This window comes from candidate division TA06 bacterium (genome assembly GCA_004376575.1).
Classification (GTDB): Bacteria; Hydrothermota; DG-26; order E44-bin18; family E44-bin18; genus E44-bin18.
In genome coordinates this window covers 1-15,877 of the sequence record SOJN01000119.1, presented here as the reverse complement: position 1 = coordinate 15,877, position 15,877 = coordinate 1, and the positions used below count along the sequence as shown (strand labels likewise).

Below are 15,877 nucleotides of genomic sequence, written 5' to 3'. Positions count from 1 at the left end.
AATACCCTACCCCCATCTCAAAATATCAATACTATACCGCGAGGTGGCGAAATTGGGAAATTGAACCAGATGGTGCGGTCGCCACAGCCGTCCATAGACTTAAATCGCTTGACTGACGCGGAAGATTGAAGTATATTCGGGCTGTGGCCGCCTCAAAGCGGTTTCGTTTTTGAGGGTGCATCATGAGACTCGAACATAAAGCATTCATATTAGTGGCCGTCCTCTCCTTGGTAGGTGCGGCCTTTTCCCAGACTACGGATGAGATTCAGCAGAAGGAGGAGGAGCTCAGGAAGATTCGCGAGAAGTTGGTTGAATCGAGAAAGAAGGCAAAAGAACTGGAGAGCAAAGAGTCTTCAATCCTTGAGAAGCTGGATCAGCTCGATGTGCAACTGGAACTTAACCAGGAGCTTCTCAGAAAACTGAAGCAGAAGGAGAAGAGGAAGATCACTGAGATCTCCGATGTTGAATCGAAGATAGAGGCTGTTGAAAAGAAACTGAAGGCCAGGCGCACAATCCTTGGCAATCGATTGAGAGCGATCTACAAACACGGTTCAGTTCACCCCATGGAGTTGATTCTTACAGCAAGAAGCTTTCCTGACATGGTCACAAAGACAAAATATCTGATGCTGATTGCCGAGCAGGACGCGAGATTGAAGGGTAGAATAGAGAATGACCGACAAGAACTTGTTGACTACGGTGCTAAGCTCTCAAGGGATCTTTCGGAGTTGAAGAACACACGTGTTGAAAATGAGACTGAATTGAAAAACCTCGACAGAGACAAAGAGAAGAGGGAGATTTTGCTTGAGGATGTTCGGCAAAAGAAGAAGAATCAGGAAGATCTTGCCAAGGAGCTGGCAAAGTCCGAGGCGAGACTTCAATCTCTGATAGATGAGCTAATCCGAAAGAGAGCGGAAGAGGCTAGGAAGCGTGGAAGAGTTGTTCCTCTCGAAGAGGTGACCTTCCCAAGGCGCAGAGGACGGCTTATATGGCCAGTCAGGGGCGAGGTTGTTTCTAGTTTTGGCACCAAGAAGCACCCGAAGTACGGCACTTCGACCTTGAATAACGGGATTGACATCAAGGCTCCGAAGGGGAAAAGAGTCCTTGCGGTCGCTGATGGGCAGGTGGCGTATGCAGACAGATTCCTGGGCTACGGACAGGTCATCATCATAGACCATGGAGGGGGTTATTACTCACTTTATGCCCATCTGTCCTCCATTCTGATTGATGTTGGTGATTCGGTCAGAGAAAGAGACATCATTGGGGAAGTTGGAGATTCTGGTTCACTCGAGGGCTCCCGGCTCCATTTTGAAATAAGAGAACAAGGAAGGCCGGCTGACCCTGCAATCTGGTTGAAATAGCTCCATGTTTGAGAGGATTATAGGACAAGATCTGGCAAAGAGACTCTTAGAGGGCAGCATAAAGGCAAATAAGCTTCCATCTGCCCTTCTTTTCCATGGGCCGGCAGGGGTTGGCAAAAGAACCTTCGCGCTCACTGTCGCCAAGACGGTCAACTGCACCAAGGTGGAGCATGGCTACTGCGGACAATGTTCTAGTTGTAAGGGAGTGGATAGCCTCACACATCCCGATCTTAGATTGGTTTTCCCCGTTAGAAATGCAGGCAGCCTTGAGGGGCTGCCCACCCCGGAGCTCTACGACAAGCAGGGCACCATTACAATCAATATGGTTCGCATACTCAGAAAAGAGGCATCACTTAAGCCTTTCCAGAAAGGAAAGAGGATCTTCTTGATGGTTAATGCGGACAGGATGAACCAGGAGGCTTCGAATGCATTTCTCAAGTTGCTGGAGGAGCCTCCGGCTGACACGCTTGTGATACTCACAACTGAAAGACCCAATTCCCTTTTCCCAACCATACGCTCGAGATGCCAGAAGGTGATGTTTACGAGACTACGAGCTGAGGATATCGAGAATGCACTTGTGGAGAAGATGGGTGCAGAGAGAAATAGAGCACATCTGGTAGCGTCATTGTCAGGTGGGAGTCTGGGCTGGGCGCAGAAAATGCTCAGGGATTATGCCGATGAACACAGGTTGAGGATGTTCGATTTTGTACTGGAGAGCGCGCCCCAGGATGACCTTGCTGTACTGGATTTTTCGCGGGAAATGGTCGATGAAAACCTCGTATACGAAACGCTGGAGATCCTTCAGTCCATGTACAAGGATTTGCTAGCCACAAAAATGGGAGCCCAAAAGACCCTCATAAACATAGATCAGCAGAAACCCCTGGAAAAGGGCGCTGGACGTATGACCTGTGATGAGATTTGTGATATAATATACGGGATTGAGGATGCTTTTGCAGACCTGAACAGGAATGTGAGCCCAAGACTAGTTCTTTTCAATTTACTCAGCCGAGTTCATGAACAAAGTCTAACCAGAGTTTAGAAATGGTTGTCGAAGTTCAATTCAGCGAAATGAGAAAGGAATTCCTGGATAACCCAGATGGGGTCAGACTGACATTGGGAGACACAGTTGTCTGCCAGTTCGAGAAGAGGCTGGACATTGGGAAGGTCATAAAAATAGTGGAGAAGGGGGTTCGTACAGGCAAAATAGTCAGAAGGGCGAACGAATCGGACATGCAGAAGCTTGAAGAGAACAAGAAGATTGAGGCGGAAGGTTTCAGAGCTTGTCAGCAGAAGATAAAGGCCTTCGAATTGAATATGCGGCTGATAAGCGTCGAACATTCTTTTGAAGCAAAGAAGATGACATTCTACTTCACAGCAGACACCAGGGTTGACTTCAGGGATCTGGTGAGGGAGCTGGGCCGAACTTTCAAGACAAGAATCGAGATGCATCAAATCGGTGTTAGAGACTGCGCCAGGAGGATGGGTGGCTGTGGCCCATGTGGGAGACAGCTGTGTTGCACGACATTTCTAAGAGAATTTGAACCGGTGACCCTGCAGACCGCAAAGGAGCAAAACCTAACGGTCAACCCAGCAAAGATGTCAGGAGTCTGTGGAAGGCTTATGTGCTGCCTGACCTACGAAAGGAAGTTCTATGCTGAAGCCCTCAGCAGATTCCCGCGAGTGGGTTCGACTGTAGAAACTGAAAAGGGAAAAGGGGTAGTGAAGGAAGTGAACATATTCAGGGAAGTCATTACGCTTCTACACGACTCTGGCGAACAGGAAAAAGTGACGCTTGCCGAACTGAAGGAAAGGAGAAGGCCGTGGTTCCTTCCCAAGAGGAAGCGCGCAACAGACAAAGGGTAGACCACGAGCGGATTCTGGTTACCAGTGCTCTTCCTTATGCCAATGGTCCGATACACCTTGGCCATTTAGCCGGCGCGTATCTTCCGGCCGACATTTATGTCCGCTATCAACGCCTGAAGAGGAGAGATGTGGTATACATTTGCGGGACAGATGAACATGGAGTACCTATCACTATTAGAGCGGAGGCTGAGGGTGTCTCACCGAAGGAGATAGTGGACCGTTATTATGTGAACATTAAGGAGAGCTTTGCTAAGCTTGGTATCTCTTTTGATAACTTCAGCAGGACTACTCTTCCCCTACATTATGAGGTTGCACAGGATTTCTTCTCAAAAATCCTCAAGAAGGGATACATTGTAGAGAAAACCATTACCCAGTTTTACTGTACCCACTGCAAGAGATTTCTCGCGGACAGATACGTTAACGGTGAGTGTCCCTACTGCCACTTTGAGGAGGCAAGAGGGGACGCTTGCGAGATTTGTGGAAAGTGGCTGGAGCCCTCAGTGCTCATAAATCCAAGGTGCGCCACATGCGGGAACACTCCACAGGCAAAGGAAACAAAACACTGGTTTTTCAAATTGGGCGAACTCCAGGACAGGCTAGAAACTTGGATAGCAACTAAGAAGCACTGGAAGGATAATGTCAGGAGATTCTGCGAGGGTTGGTTCAGTGAGGGGTTGGAAGACAGGGCTATCACCCGCGATCTGTCCTGGGGAGTGCCGGTTCCTCTAGAGAACGCAAAGGGAAAGGTCCTCTATGTCTGGTTTGATGCCCCTGTAGGATATATCTCTTCCACCATAGAGTGGGCCAGAAGGAGAGGTGAGCCAGATCTGTGGAAGAAGTACTGGTGCGATGAAGGTACAAAACTGGTTCACTTCATTGGGAAGGACAATATTGTATTCCACGCCATTGTGTGGCCAGCCATGTTGATGGCCTACTCCGATTTCATACTCCCAACTGAAGTGCCGGCGAATGAGTTTTTGAACATAGAAGGCGATAAGATTTCTACGAGCAGGGACTGGGCAGTGTGGCTGCCTGAGTATCTAGAGAACTTTGAGCCAGACCCGCTGAGGTACTGTCTTGCCGCAAACGCGCCAGAAACCAGAGATTCAGATTTCACCTGGGCCGACTTCCAGCGGAGAAACAACAATGAGCTCGCCGACATATTTGGGAATTTTGTTAACCGTTCTTTCGCATTCATAGAGAAGTACTTCTCTTCCAGAATTCCAGAAGCTAGTGCCATCTCAGGAGAAGAAGAGAAGTTTCTTAACAGGCTGGACAGCGAGAAGAAGCACGTTGGTGACCTGCTGGAGAGGTTTGAAGCCAAAAGAGCGCTTCAGCGCGTTATGAATCTGGCAAAGGATGCAAACCGGTACTTTGACTCCAAGCAGCCCTGGGCGACGAGAATTACCAACAACAAGGACTGCGCAGCTACGATGTATGTTTGCGCAAAGGCTGTAGAGACCCTGGGCCTGCTGGCAGAGCCTTTCATGCCCTTCACATCAGAAAAGATACGAAGGATGCTCGGTTTAAGAAGACAGGGCTGGGACGACAGTTCGCGGATAGAGTCCGGTATGACCATTGGAAAGCTGGAAATACTTTTTCCAAAGGTCGATGACAAGACAATTGAACTGGAAAGAAATAAACTTGGAAAGGGAGGGGAGAAGGTGGAACAGGTAACGATTGATGAGTTCAGTCGTATGGACTTGAGGGTGGCTCATGTGGTTGAGGTGGAGAAAGTAGAGGGGGCGAAAAATCTCATAAAGATGAAAGTCGACATTGGCGGGGAGACCAGGCAGATCGTTGCCGGTATAGCCCAGTGGTATTCCGTCGATGACCTAAAAAACAAGGACATAGTGGTCATCGTGAACCTCAAGCCAGCCACGATAAGGGGTGTCGAATCCCATGGTATGCTTCTCGCGGCCGAGGAAGGCGACAATGTGGTATTACTTGTGCCCGACAGAAAGATAGGGGCAGGAACCAAAGTCCACTGACAAGAAAATGTTGTTTCTAGATACGCACGCACATCTACAGCACGAACAGTTCCGAAAGGACAGGGACAAGGTGATTGAGAATGCCCTGGACTCAGGGATTTCTGAGATTATCAATGTGGGTTACGACCTGGAGTCGAGCAGGGAAGCGATCAAGCTTGCCGAAGAGTACGACTTCATGTATGCGGCAGTGGGTGTTCACCCGCATGACGCATCAACATTGAACAAGAGCGCAGCCAAGCAGATAGAGGAGATGGCCGACCATGAGAGGGTAGTTGCCGTTGGTGAGATGGGCCTCGAATACTACAGGGATCTATCACCGAGAGATGTACAGAAGAAGGCATTCATTGAACAGCTGGAAGTGGCGAAAAGTGTGGGCCTTCCGGTTATCATCCACGTGAGAGAAGCTCACGCAGATGCCATTGAAATCCTGAAAGAGTGGGGGCGCGGAGATGGAGTGATGCACTGTTTCTCTGGCTCCGTCGAACAGGCGGACGCCTTTCTGAAGCTTGGGTTCAAACTGGGGTTTGGTGGTTCTCTAACTTATGGGAGTTCCCGCCTTGTATCAATTGCAGAATTGGCTCCCAGGCAGGACATACTCATAGAGACAGACTGTCCTTACCTGACACCAAGACCAAAGAAGGGGAGGAATGAACCTGCAAACCTGAGGATAATCTGCGAGAAGCTTGCTGCGGTGCTGGGCATAAGCCTTGAGGATTCTGCCGCAGTATCCCGCCGCAACGCAAGGACATTTTTCAGGCTCTTCGAAGCATAGTGCTATTCAAATGACCGTACAAGAAGTCAAAAGGATTCTGAAGCTTTGCTCAATCCAACCAAGGAGAAGCACCGGCCAGAACTTCTTGGTTGATGAAAACGTGGCCAAGAAGATTGTTGATGCTTCAGGGGTTGACTCTCAAACTGTGGTGGAGATTGGCTCAGGGCTGGGAATACTGACAGCGTATCTTCTCGAAAGAGCAGAATTGGTAGTCGGCATCGAGGTTGACAAGAGGCTGTGCAAGTTCCTGAGCAAGAGGTTCGAGGAGGCGCCCAACTTCGTCCTGATAAATGCAGACTTCCTCGGCCTGGATATTGAAGAACTTTCCTGCTACGGAGGGAGGTTCAGAGTAGTCTCCAACCTTCCGTACAGCATAAGTAAACCGGCCGTATCGAAGATGCTATCACTTCGGCATTCGATTGAGACGGCCGTACTCACCGTGCAGGAAGAGGTGGCCAGTAGAATTCTGGCTTCGCCTAGTAGTTCTGAATACGGTATTCTCACGGTGATGGTGGCTTATTGGGCAGGAAGAGAACCCTTGTTCAACATAGGTAGTCAGTCCTTCTTCCCAAGACCCAAAGTGAACTCATCAACCATCAAACTTACCATGTTTGATGAGCCGCCCTTCGTGGCTTCTGATGAAGGACTATTCCAGAGGGTGGTGAGAGGTGGTTTCTCACAGCGAAGAAAGATGCTGAGGAATTCGCTCGCTTCGTATCTGAAACTTGAAGCTGAGAAGATGTCTGCACTGGAGAAGACTTCCGGAATTGACCTGACGAGAAGAGCTGAAACACTTTCTGTGGAGGAGTTTGTACATCTCACCAACACGCTGTCAAATTTATGAATCACAGGGTGCACATGTCAGCATATCCAAACAGAAAATACCAGATCGCTTTGTTCCTGTTGTTTCTTACACTCTACGTCCTAACGCTGAAAGGGATATGCACAGGAGACAATGTTTTTCACTATGAGAGAATCCAGAACATTATCAAGAGGGGCCGTCTCACTATGCCCGAAGGAAAATATGACTTTGCCAAACAGAGGTGGTTAAGAGTTTTCATGGCCGAGGGGAGAGACGGTAAGCTCTACCTGACGTTGGGCGATGGGCTTTCCATTGCGGCCCTTCCCTTCGCTCTGGTCGGTAACATCATAGAAAGAGCAGTCGATGTTAGTGCATATGAGTCAAAAATAGGGGAGTCCGCACCGAAACTGAATCTCCTCTACTTGAGAAAATTGCCTTCGGCTTTCTTTACAGCTCTGGTCAATCCGTTTGTAATGGCGCTTACCCTTCTGATTTTCTTCAACTTCTGTCTGAGAATAGAGGGTGGGGTTGGGAGTGCCTTCTTCGCGTCTGCTCTTTTGGGGATAGGCACAATTCTCTGGCCCTACTCGAGTACCTTCTGGACGCAGCCCATTGTGACCCTGTGTCTATTCAGTGCTTTCTACTGTGTTTTCTTATACAAGAAGCATTCGAAGCCGAAATTCTTGTTATTCGCCGGAGCTCTGCTTGGATATTCCTTCATAACCCGATATGTCAGCATCATCTCTGTCCCTTGGTTCATACTGTATTTGGTTCTGATCCACTGGCGAGAAAAGAAAAGGATCCCAGGTGCGGTAGGACTGTTAGTTTCCTCATTTGCGTTGTTCTTTCTTCTACAGATGGGCTGGAACTGGTATCGTTTTGGTTCACCTCTGAACATGGGGGCCAAACATCAGGCATTTTTGAGGTTCAGCTTCAGAGGCAAACCTTATATCAGCTTGCCTGCTATGCTTGTCGGTTTGAACAAAAGCATCTTTGTCTTTTCACCACCACTGGTTCTTGGTCTTTTTGGTGCAAAAAAGTTTATTCAGAGGTACAGAGTTGAAGCGGTGCTCTTATTGGGAATAATCTTTGCCTATCTAGCCTTCTATAGCAAGTTCAGTTTCTGGAGTTCCCCTGCATCCTGGGGACCGCGTTTTCTTGTGCCCATTATACCATTCTTGTTGTTGCCTGTCTGTCTCTTCATCAATGGAGTGAAATGGAAGAAGGTTCTAACTTATGCACTGCTGACAGCTGGAGTTATCATTCAATTAATAGCTGTATTGCTTCCGCCCCAAATAGGAGCCATAGATGAGTATTTTGGCGGCACACCCAAGACCGTAGATTATTTCGGAAAATCTGAAATCATTCCTCAGGCAAAAATGCTCCTCCCAGGCAATGTGGAACTATGGTTCTTGGACAGCATACCCAAGCTAGTGGTGGGTCTGATACTGATCGTTGTCTGTATTGCTTCAGCGTATTACTGCATTCATCAAATCAAATTCCAGCCTTCAGAGGATGTTGATGGGTCCTGAGGCAGGGAAGTGAGTGGCTTTCCCCGGGCTGTTAAGTTTGGCTGGTCAGGGTCTGAAGCTCTTCTTGTGAATATAACCCCCTTCTGCTCCATGTTTCCTCCTCCCAAGGTCTTTATGTTTGCGGGCAGCTAACTCTTGTCTCAGTTTGTCTCGACAACAGATTAGCTATCCTGTATTATCATAGCCAATAGGCCGCAGGGATGTAAAGTTTTTTCACAAAAATTGCAGAAGAAACACCTTGTGTACGAAGGAGGGGAGAATGAATCTACCAATGCAGGTGATTCTGCCGCTGGCTTTTATATTGGGCGGCTTTTTGGTCGGACTGGTAGTGCAGAAATTGATCTGGGACAGATTAAGAAGAATTGCCGCGCGGACAAAATGGGGAGGCGACGAGATATTGATCTCAGCTTTTGGTGGTGTGGTCATTCTTTGGTTTACCCTTGCAGGGGTTTATGGAGCAGTTCTCAATGTGCCTATGAGCGCGACCGTGCTCGGTACCGTTCAGAAGGTTCTGCTCATCCTGGTCATACTTTCAGGAACAGCAGTATTCGCGAAGGTGGCGGTTGGTCTCCTTAATCTGTATTCCCAGACAGCAGAAGGCGCTTTACCGTCGACATCGATACTCACCATTTTCACCAAGGTTCTCATATTTGCTGTGGGCATACTGATCATACTTCAGTCCTTGGGCATTTCCATTACCCCCATGCTCACCGCTTTTGGAATTGGCGGACTTGCCGTTGCTCTTGCTCTTCAGGATACGTTAGCCAATCTCTTTTCTGGTATCTTTGTAATTGCTTCAAGACAGGTCAAGCCAGGGGACTACGTAGAGCTGGATTCAGGGGAGAAGGGGTATGTTACGGATGTGACATGGAGGAACACAACCATCAGGGCCCTGCCCAACAATATGATCATAGTTCCCAATTCCAAGCTGGCTTCCACCATAGTAACCAACTACTATCAGCCTCAAAAACAGATGTCAGTGCTCATTCAGGTTGGGATCAGTTATGACAGTGACCTGAAGGAGGTCGAAAGGGTAACCATAGATGTGGCCAAAGAGGTCATGAAAGAAGTGAAAGGCGGCGTAGCAGGACACGAGCCGTTTATCCGGTACCATACTTTTGGTGATTCCAGCATTAACTTCTCGGTGATATTGCGGGCCAATGAGTACACCGATCAGTATCTCGTCAAACACGAGTTCATAAAAAGATTGCACGAACGCTACATGAAAGAAGGTATCGAGATTCCATTTCCCATCAGAACAGTTCATATGAAAGGGGAAAGTGAGCAGCGGCCAGGATAAACTGTTGGCCTGAGCTTATGGCTTGACAGACCGATGGACACAGCAGAGAAAAGAAAGCGAGAAACGAGAAGGGTCACGCTGGTAGGTCTTTTCGTCAATCTTGTCCTGATTGCGGCCAAGATCTCTGCTGGAATCATTGGCCGAAGTGATGCTGTGGTTGCTGATGGAGTCCACAGCGGTTCTGACATGATCTCAGATCTGATGATTCTGATTGGCCTCCTGTTCTGGGCGAAGCCAAAGGATAGGGATCACCCATACGGGCATGAACGCATAGAAACCTTGACTACACTTGTTCTGGCATTGCTGCTTTTCGGTGCTGGAATTCTTATTACTTACAGGGCATCTACTGATGTTTGGCGCAGACACGAATCGGTGCCAGGGCTGGTTGCTCTCTATGCGGCAATCGCCGCCATTGTTGCCAAAGAGGTTCTCTTCCGATGGACGAAAAGGGTGGGGACGGGGATGAAGAGCCTGGCAGTGGTGGCAAATGCCTGGCATCATCGATCCGACGCGTTATCTTCTATTCCGGTGGCACTCGCCGTGCTGGCTGCTATCGTGATCCCCGCCTGGTGGTTCATTGACAGCCTTGCGGCCATAGTTGTTTCCATATTTATAATCTATGCTGCATATAGAATAGCTCGTCCATCTCTCATGCAGTTGATAGATACCGCTCCCCCCATTGAGGTTCAGGAGGCTTTGGAACAGGTCATGAGATCCACAGATGGAATAATATCTGTCCATGAGATCAGAGCTCGATACCTGGGTTCAAAAATTCTGGCAGAAGCTCACGTTGAGGTGTTGGGCTCAGTTACAGTGGAAGAGGGGCACAGAATTGCCGAGGAAGTGAAGAAGAATGTGTTGGAGAAATTTCCAGAGATTGAAGACATCACTATTCATATTGAGCCCGTTGGGGATTTCGCAAAGAGGGGGAAGCCCTGAAGAAGGAGCAGAACATGAAAGTGCACCACATCGGAATATGGACGCCGAACATTGGGGCGGCAGGAGAATTCTGCAGGAACGTATTGGGTCTCGAGAAGGAGAGAGAATACGAGGCGCCGGCAGAGATAATGCGGGCTATTTTTGGAACTGAAGAGCCATGCAAGATCCAAGTGTATGGTGGGAGTGAGGTCAGAGTGGAGATATTCGATGCCGCTGGCCGGACTAAATCTGGGATTAATCATTTCTCGCTATCAGTTGGCGACAAAAAAGGATTTTGTGCTCAGGCAAAAGCCAAAGGCGCGGAAGTGATAGAGGTTTGGCGGGAAGACCATCCAGTCTATTTTATTAAGGGCCTGGATGGTGTGCTCATAGAGATAAAAGACTGAATTACTCCAGCGGCGGTCCGAGTGCCTCAAACTCCTTCCTGAGCAGGGCTCTATCCTCCTGGCTCAGTTCAAAATCACCTGCCTTTGCATTTTCAGCAACCTGCTCCGGGTTTCTTGCGCCGGCTATCGCACTCGTGATACCCGGTTCTCCAATGACCCAGTTGATGGCAAGTTGAGCTAACGTCACACCATATTTGTCAGCGACTGGCTTCATGTTTGGCAGGATATCAACGACACGCTTTCTGTTAACAGGCTTGAACCAAACCTGAAATTTCTCCCTCAGGTCATCCTTGTGAAACTTGCGGTCCACGGTCACCTTGCCGGTGAGGAGGCCCTGTGCTATTGGACCGTATGATATGACACCTATGTTATGTTCTCTGCAAAACGGGAGTACATCTTTCTCGATGTCTCTGCGGAGAAGGTTGTACTTGGGCTGATCGCTCGCAATGTCGCCAAACTTCAGGCACTCTTCCATCATTTCGGTTGTGAAGTTGCTCACTCCTATTGCCCGGATCTTCCCCTCCTTCCTTAGCTTGATGAGAGCCTCCATCGTTTCTTCGAGTGGCGTTGTCTCATCTGGCCAGTGGCACTGGTATAGATCGATGACATCTGTTTCAAGACGTTTGAGGCTCTGTTCGCATTCGTATATAATGGAATCCCTGGAGAGGTTTCTGTATATCCTGCGGACGTTACCGGATGAATCAGTGGCCTCGAAGAAGAAGTGTCCTTCGCTGTTATCCCATCTCAGTCCGCATTTTGTAGCGATGACAGCCTCATTACGCTTTCCTTTTAGCGCTTTTCCGAGGACCTTCTCGCTGTGCCCATTGCCATATCCAGGAGCTGTATCAAAGCAGTTCATGCCGACATCAAGCGCCTTCTCAATGGCTGCGGTGGAGACCTTGTCGTCGGCCCCTCCCCAGTACCAGCCGCCGATTGCCCATGCTCCAAAAATCACAACGGGAACCTCGATGTCGGTGTTACCCAGTTTCCTGTATTTCATTTTGTCCTCCAGTTTTGAACCTGCCGGACTGACATCATACACAGAAAAGCGGGCCTATGCAAGGTGGTGCGACACCAACTCCACCAGGCATCAACTGCGCAGGTAAGTAGGAGGTACGAAGTGCAAAGTGCAAAACCGTTGGTTTCAGGTTGGTGGTCTTTACGCTGAGATTGCATCGCCCGCCTTCGCTCTTCCTAGCTACCCCACTTCACCCTCCGTGGCTCCCCGACTCTGCTGTCCCTAGCTCCGCCGGGCTTCGCGTGGGACTTGGCGTCGGACTCGCAACAATAGAAGAAGGGAGTGTCATCGCGAGCGATAGCGAAGCAATCTGGCACAAGCAGATCCTTCGACTTCGTGCTTCGACGATGCTCAGCACGTCGCTCAGGACGAAATATCCCCCATCCCGCCGCCGCCGGGCTGGGCCTATTTCGTTTTCTGAAAGGACAAAGGTCGTCAGTCCTTCGTCCTTGTATTAAGCTGCGAGTTATGGCATATATGGGAGTCAATAATGAGGGCTTGTGGATATGCATGATATGACTCCAACCTTAGATACACAACAGCCGGACATCACAAAGGGTAGCCTGGTAAAACACATGTTTCTTCTTTCATGGCCGGTTGTGCTCGCCATGGCCATGCATACTAGCTACAATTTAGTTGACATATTCTGGGTTGGAAGGGTTGGATCCTCTGCCATCGCCGCGGTTTCCCTCGCCGGTGTCGTTTTCTTCATTATACTGGCCATTGGTCAAACTCTGGGCGGTGGGACGGTTGCTTTAATAGCCCGTGCATATGGGGCAAAGCAGTACGAGAAGGTTGAGCATATACTTGGTCAGTCGGTTTTTCTTTCAGCGATAATGGCAGTGGGAGTTGCATTCGCGGGAGTCACATTCTCGCATCCGATTATGAGGATTCTGGGCGCGCAGAAAGAGGTGCTGGACATGGGGACTCAGTATCTGAGAATTGTCTCCATTGGATTTGGTTTCCAGCTTCTCACCTTCAGCATCAATTTTGCGTTCCGGGGTGCCGGCGACATGAAAACACCGATGATGATTATGCTCGTCTCCACGATCCTAAACATGGTTCTGGATCCGTTCATGATACTGGGCATAGGTCCGTTCCCGCGTATGGGGGTCCAGGGAGCCGCCTATGCTACTATGATAGCCAAGTTCGTTGGCCTGATATTCGGTTTCGTGATTCTGCTGGGGGGCAAATCGGGTCTGAAGCTGAGGATGAAAGAAGCCTGGCCGCTTGACGGAAGAGTGGCAGGGAGCCTCCTTGCCATCGGCGTACCACTGGGTATCTCGTATGGCCTCATGGCCCTCAGCGGGCTGGCCGTTTTCAGACTTGTAGCCAGATTTGGCGCAGAGGCGCTTGCGGCTCTGGGAATAGGGATAAGGGTCCTTCAGATAGCAAGTCTTCCGGTTGTGGGGATCGGGATTGCTACCACTACGCTGGTGGGACAGAATCTCGGAGCGAAGAAGAAGAGGAGGGTGGAGAAGATAGCTTTCCAATCGATGGGGGTCTGCTCAGCGATTATGATCGTTCTAGGGCTTGCCTTCTTCTTCAATGCCAGAACCCTGGTCGGAATATTCACTCCGCACATAGATGTAATCCAGACAGGTATGGAATACATCAAGATCGCATCTCTGTATCTCTTCTTCATCGGTTTGACAGTGAGTATGACTGGCGCATTTCGCGGGTCAGGATATACGCTGCCGCCTATGTACGCAGGTCTGACCAAGCTTGCGGTGCTGGTTGGGTTGGGCTATTATCTTTCAGAGGTCTACGGGATGGGTGTCACCGGAATCTGGTGGGCCATGGTAATATCATACGGAATTGAATCTGCCATTCTCGGAGCCTGGTTCAGCAGGGGAACATGGAAAGTGAAACGGATAGCGATTCTTGAAGAAAAAGAACCGGCCATGGCCTAGTCGAGGGAAACGTGGAACCGAGAATATATGAATACAAATCCAGTACAAAGTGGACAGGTGGGCACAAGGGCAGGCTGTCTTCAGAAGAAAAACACAGTATAGAAGTAGCTTGTCCGCCTGAGTTTGGAGGAGATCCTGGGTACTGGACACCAGAACATCTGTTCGTATCCTCTGTGGAGGTTTGTATTCTGACAACTTTTCTTTCAATATTCGAAAAGAGCGGAGGCAATCTCGTCTCCTATGAGAGCCAGGCTGTGGGGAAAGCCAGCATGAAAAACTGGGTTTTCCAATTCAACGATGTTGACATAATGCCCACGGTGGTGGTAGAAACGGAAGAAGACGTGAGAAAAGCAGAAGAAGCAATGGAAAGGGCAGTGAATGAATGCTTGATAACGAAGTCACTGAAGTTCAAGCCAAAGGTACGGCCAAGAGTGCAGTCTGTTCGTTCCCATGACAAGAAGGGGGATGGATGAACCCTTCTCTTGTTGCGTTTCTCGTCTATCTTGTTGGCATGGTTGTGGCCGGTGTGGTCGCCGCAAGATTTACAAAAACTCTTGAGGATTTCGGCCTGGGGGGACGAAAACTTGGTTCCTGGGTCATTGCTTTGAGTGAGAAGTCCACGGATATGTCCACCTGGCTGCTTGTAGGGTTGCCGGGTCTTGCCTTCAAGATAGGTCTGGGAGCTGTGTGGGTTTTTATAGGGTGTTTTTTGGGAAGCCTTGCAAACTGGGTGGTCATAGCCGAAAGGCTGAGGAAATTCAGCATCCGGTTCTCAGCAATAACTCTGCCCGACTACTTTGAGTCGAGATTCAACGACTCTACTCATCTTTTGAGAGTCGTCGGAATGATTCTAATAGTTTTTTCTTCACTCTGTACGTTTCTGCTCAGTGCGTGGGAGCAGGGAAGATCCTATCGGCGAGCTTCACTCTGAGCAAGGTTCAGGGGATGGGAATTGCGCTTGGATTCATCATATTCTACACAATGGCAGGTGGTTTCCTGGCTGAGGCATGGACAGACTTCTTCCAGGCTCTCATAATGCTATCGGGACTCTCTCTTCTCTCTGTTGTGGGAATTGTGAAGATAGGTGGGATACCTTCTCTAATCAGGGGTATGGCTAACGCAAATCCGGGAACGCTAACCTGGGGTGGTGGATCGACTGGACTTGCAATGTTTCTGGGGGTCATCATAGGGGGTCTTGCAATCGGCTTGGGGTATGCAGGACAGCCGCATATCGTCACGCGCTACATGGCACTGAGAAAAGGCTCAAAAATGAGCGTTGCGGCATGGGTGGCCATGGTCTGGGTGTTCTTCGCGTTGCTGGGTGCAATCATGGTGGGGATAGTGGGTCTTTCTGTCCTGGGAGCACTTGATGACCCGGAAACCGCGACCACTTCACTTGCTATGGCCATACTACCGCCGTGGCTGGTGGGAGTAATAATTGCCGCAGCAACCGCAGCCATGATGTCCACAGTGGACTCACAACTCTTGATAGCAGCCACCTCTGTTGCTGGGGATTTCTATGGAAAGATCGTGAACAAGAAGGCGTCGCAAGAGAGGCTGCTCTTTATAGGAAGACTCTCAACAGTGGCCATAGGCATCGTGGCCTTTCTTCTGGGCATAAAGGCTGAACGTGCAGTCTACTGGCTTGTTCTCTATGCGTGGGGAGGCTTGGCGGCGTCATTCGGGCCACCCCTCATACTCTCTCTCAGGTGGAAAAGAACAACTAAGTGGGGAGTGCTCGCGGGAATGATAGTCGGGGCTGTAACGATAGTTATCTGGTACAACATACCTGTGCTGAAGAATGCAATTTATGAACTGGTACCGGGATTCTTCTTCAGTCTGATTGCCGTCATTCTGGTCAGCATCTTTGGCCCTCAGCCTTCCCTGAAAACAGTAGAAGAGTTTTCGGCAGTTGCAGGAATCGGGTAAAAGCCCAGGTTTCAAGGGCACAGTGGTTCAAATGTTCAACTAGTGCCTAGTTTGAGAGTGAAAAGCTTTAAGCG

Annotated in this window: 15 protein-coding genes; 14 read left to right on the top strand and 1 reads right to left on the bottom strand. The window is 49.4% G+C overall.

The annotated features are described in order from the left end of the window. Positions 1–182 precede the first annotated feature (182 nt). From E3J62_09845 to E3J62_09800, 10 genes are all read left to right on the top strand, one after another. Positions 183–1,358, top strand: a complete 1,176-nt coding sequence (locus tag E3J62_09845) for a hypothetical protein (GenBank protein TET44608.1) — start codon at positions 183–185, stop codon at positions 1,356–1,358. Between the two features lie 4 nt (positions 1,359–1,362). Further along, on the top strand, positions 1,363–2,397 hold the full coding sequence (gene holB / locus E3J62_09840) for a DNA polymerase III subunit delta' (GenBank protein ID TET44607.1): 1,035 nt from the start codon (positions 1,363–1,365) through the stop codon (positions 2,395–2,397). A 2-nt stretch (positions 2,398–2,399) separates the two neighbouring features. Continuing rightward, entirely contained in the window at positions 2,400–3,221 is an 822-nt protein-coding gene (locus E3J62_09835) for a hypothetical protein (protein TET44606.1), read from the top strand. After that, positions 3,179–5,212 carry a methionine--tRNA ligase gene (gene metG / locus E3J62_09830; protein TET44605.1) on the top strand — a complete coding sequence of 678 codons (2,034 nt, stop codon included), beginning with the start codon at positions 3,179–3,181 and terminating at the stop codon, positions 5,210–5,212. The genes E3J62_09835 and metG overlap by 43 nt, the downstream gene beginning before the upstream one ends. 10 nt (positions 5,213–5,222) lie before the next feature. Then, entirely contained in the window at positions 5,223–5,984 is a 762-nt protein-coding gene (locus tag E3J62_09825) for a TatD family deoxyribonuclease (GenBank protein TET44604.1), read from the top strand. A 10-nt stretch (positions 5,985–5,994) separates the two neighbouring features. Continuing rightward, positions 5,995–6,828: a ribosomal RNA small subunit methyltransferase A gene (gene rsmA / locus E3J62_09820; protein ID TET44603.1), complete on the top strand. Its 834-nt coding sequence runs from the start codon at positions 5,995–5,997 to the stop codon at positions 6,826–6,828. Between the two features lie 14 nt (positions 6,829–6,842). Then, positions 6,843–8,318 carry a hypothetical protein gene (locus E3J62_09815; GenBank protein ID TET44602.1) on the top strand — a complete coding sequence of 492 codons (1,476 nt, stop codon included), beginning with the start codon at positions 6,843–6,845 and terminating at the stop codon, positions 8,316–8,318. Positions 8,319–8,577: 259 nt separating this feature from the next. Next, the gene (locus E3J62_09810; GenBank protein TET44601.1) at positions 8,578–9,618 is read left to right on the top strand and encodes a mechanosensitive ion channel family protein; all 1,041 of its coding nucleotides are present in this window, start codon (positions 8,578–8,580) and stop codon (positions 9,616–9,618) included. Between the two features lie 33 nt (positions 9,619–9,651). Beyond that, the gene (locus tag E3J62_09805) at positions 9,652–10,557 is read left to right on the top strand and encodes a cation transporter (protein TET44600.1); all 906 of its coding nucleotides are present in this window, start codon (positions 9,652–9,654) and stop codon (positions 10,555–10,557) included. Between the two features lie 14 nt (positions 10,558–10,571). Continuing rightward, positions 10,572–10,943 (top strand): hypothetical protein, encoded by a 372-nt coding sequence (locus E3J62_09800; GenBank protein TET44599.1) that lies wholly within the window; start codon positions 10,572–10,574, stop codon positions 10,941–10,943. A 1-nt stretch (position 10,944) separates the two neighbouring features. On the opposite strand, the gene E3J62_09795 is transcribed toward E3J62_09800, so the two are convergent. Continuing rightward, entirely contained in the window at positions 10,945–11,943 is a 999-nt protein-coding gene (locus E3J62_09795; GenBank protein ID TET44598.1) for an aldo/keto reductase, read from the bottom strand. Positions 11,944–12,467: 524 nt separating this feature from the next. On the opposite strand from E3J62_09795, the gene E3J62_09790 reads away from it, so the two are divergent. Genes E3J62_09790 through E3J62_09775 form a run of 4 tightly spaced genes read left to right on the top strand, consistent with a single transcriptional unit; the run spans position 12,468 to position 15,803 of the window. Further along, positions 12,468–13,874 carry an MATE family efflux transporter gene (locus E3J62_09790; GenBank protein ID TET44597.1) on the top strand — a complete coding sequence of 469 codons (1,407 nt, stop codon included), beginning with the start codon at positions 12,468–12,470 and terminating at the stop codon, positions 13,872–13,874. Between the two features lie 11 nt (positions 13,875–13,885). Beyond that, entirely contained in the window at positions 13,886–14,347 is a 462-nt protein-coding gene (locus E3J62_09785) for an OsmC family peroxiredoxin (protein TET44596.1), read from the top strand. Further along, positions 14,344–14,805 carry a hypothetical protein gene (locus tag E3J62_09780; protein ID TET44595.1) on the top strand — a complete coding sequence of 154 codons (462 nt, stop codon included), beginning with the start codon at positions 14,344–14,346 and terminating at the stop codon, positions 14,803–14,805. Before E3J62_09785 ends, E3J62_09780 begins: the two co-directional genes overlap by 4 nt. Further along, entirely contained in the window at positions 14,682–15,803 is a 1,122-nt protein-coding gene (locus E3J62_09775) for a sodium/proline symporter (GenBank protein TET44594.1), read from the top strand. Before E3J62_09780 ends, E3J62_09775 begins: the two co-directional genes overlap by 124 nt. The last annotated feature ends 74 nt before the right edge of the window (positions 15,804–15,877 follow it).

Coding starts and splice junctions, on each gene's coding strand:
- E3J62_09815 (TET44602.1), top strand. CDS start 6,843: ATGTCAGCATATCCAAACAGAAAATACCAGATCGCTTTGTTCCTGTTG.
- E3J62_09790 (TET44597.1), top strand. CDS start 12,468: ATGCATGATATGACTCCAACCTTAGATACACAACAGCCGGACATCACA.
- E3J62_09780 (TET44595.1), top strand. CDS start 14,344: ATGAACCCTTCTCTTGTTGCGTTTCTCGTCTATCTTGTTGGCATGGTT.
- E3J62_09800 (TET44599.1), top strand. CDS start 10,572: ATGAAAGTGCACCACATCGGAATATGGACGCCGAACATTGGGGCGGCA.
- E3J62_09835 (TET44606.1), top strand. CDS start 2,400: ATGGTTGTCGAAGTTCAATTCAGCGAAATGAGAAAGGAATTCCTGGAT.
- rsmA (TET44603.1), top strand. CDS start 5,995: ATGACCGTACAAGAAGTCAAAAGGATTCTGAAGCTTTGCTCAATCCAA.
- E3J62_09810 (TET44601.1), top strand. CDS start 8,578: ATGAATCTACCAATGCAGGTGATTCTGCCGCTGGCTTTTATATTGGGC.
- E3J62_09845 (TET44608.1), top strand. CDS start 183: ATGAGACTCGAACATAAAGCATTCATATTAGTGGCCGTCCTCTCCTTG.
- E3J62_09795 (TET44598.1), bottom strand. CDS start 11,943: ATGAAATACAGGAAACTGGGTAACACCGACATCGAGGTTCCCGTTGTG.
- holB (TET44607.1), top strand. CDS start 1,363: ATGTTTGAGAGGATTATAGGACAAGATCTGGCAAAGAGACTCTTAGAG.
- E3J62_09805 (TET44600.1), top strand. CDS start 9,652: ATGGACACAGCAGAGAAAAGAAAGCGAGAAACGAGAAGGGTCACGCTG.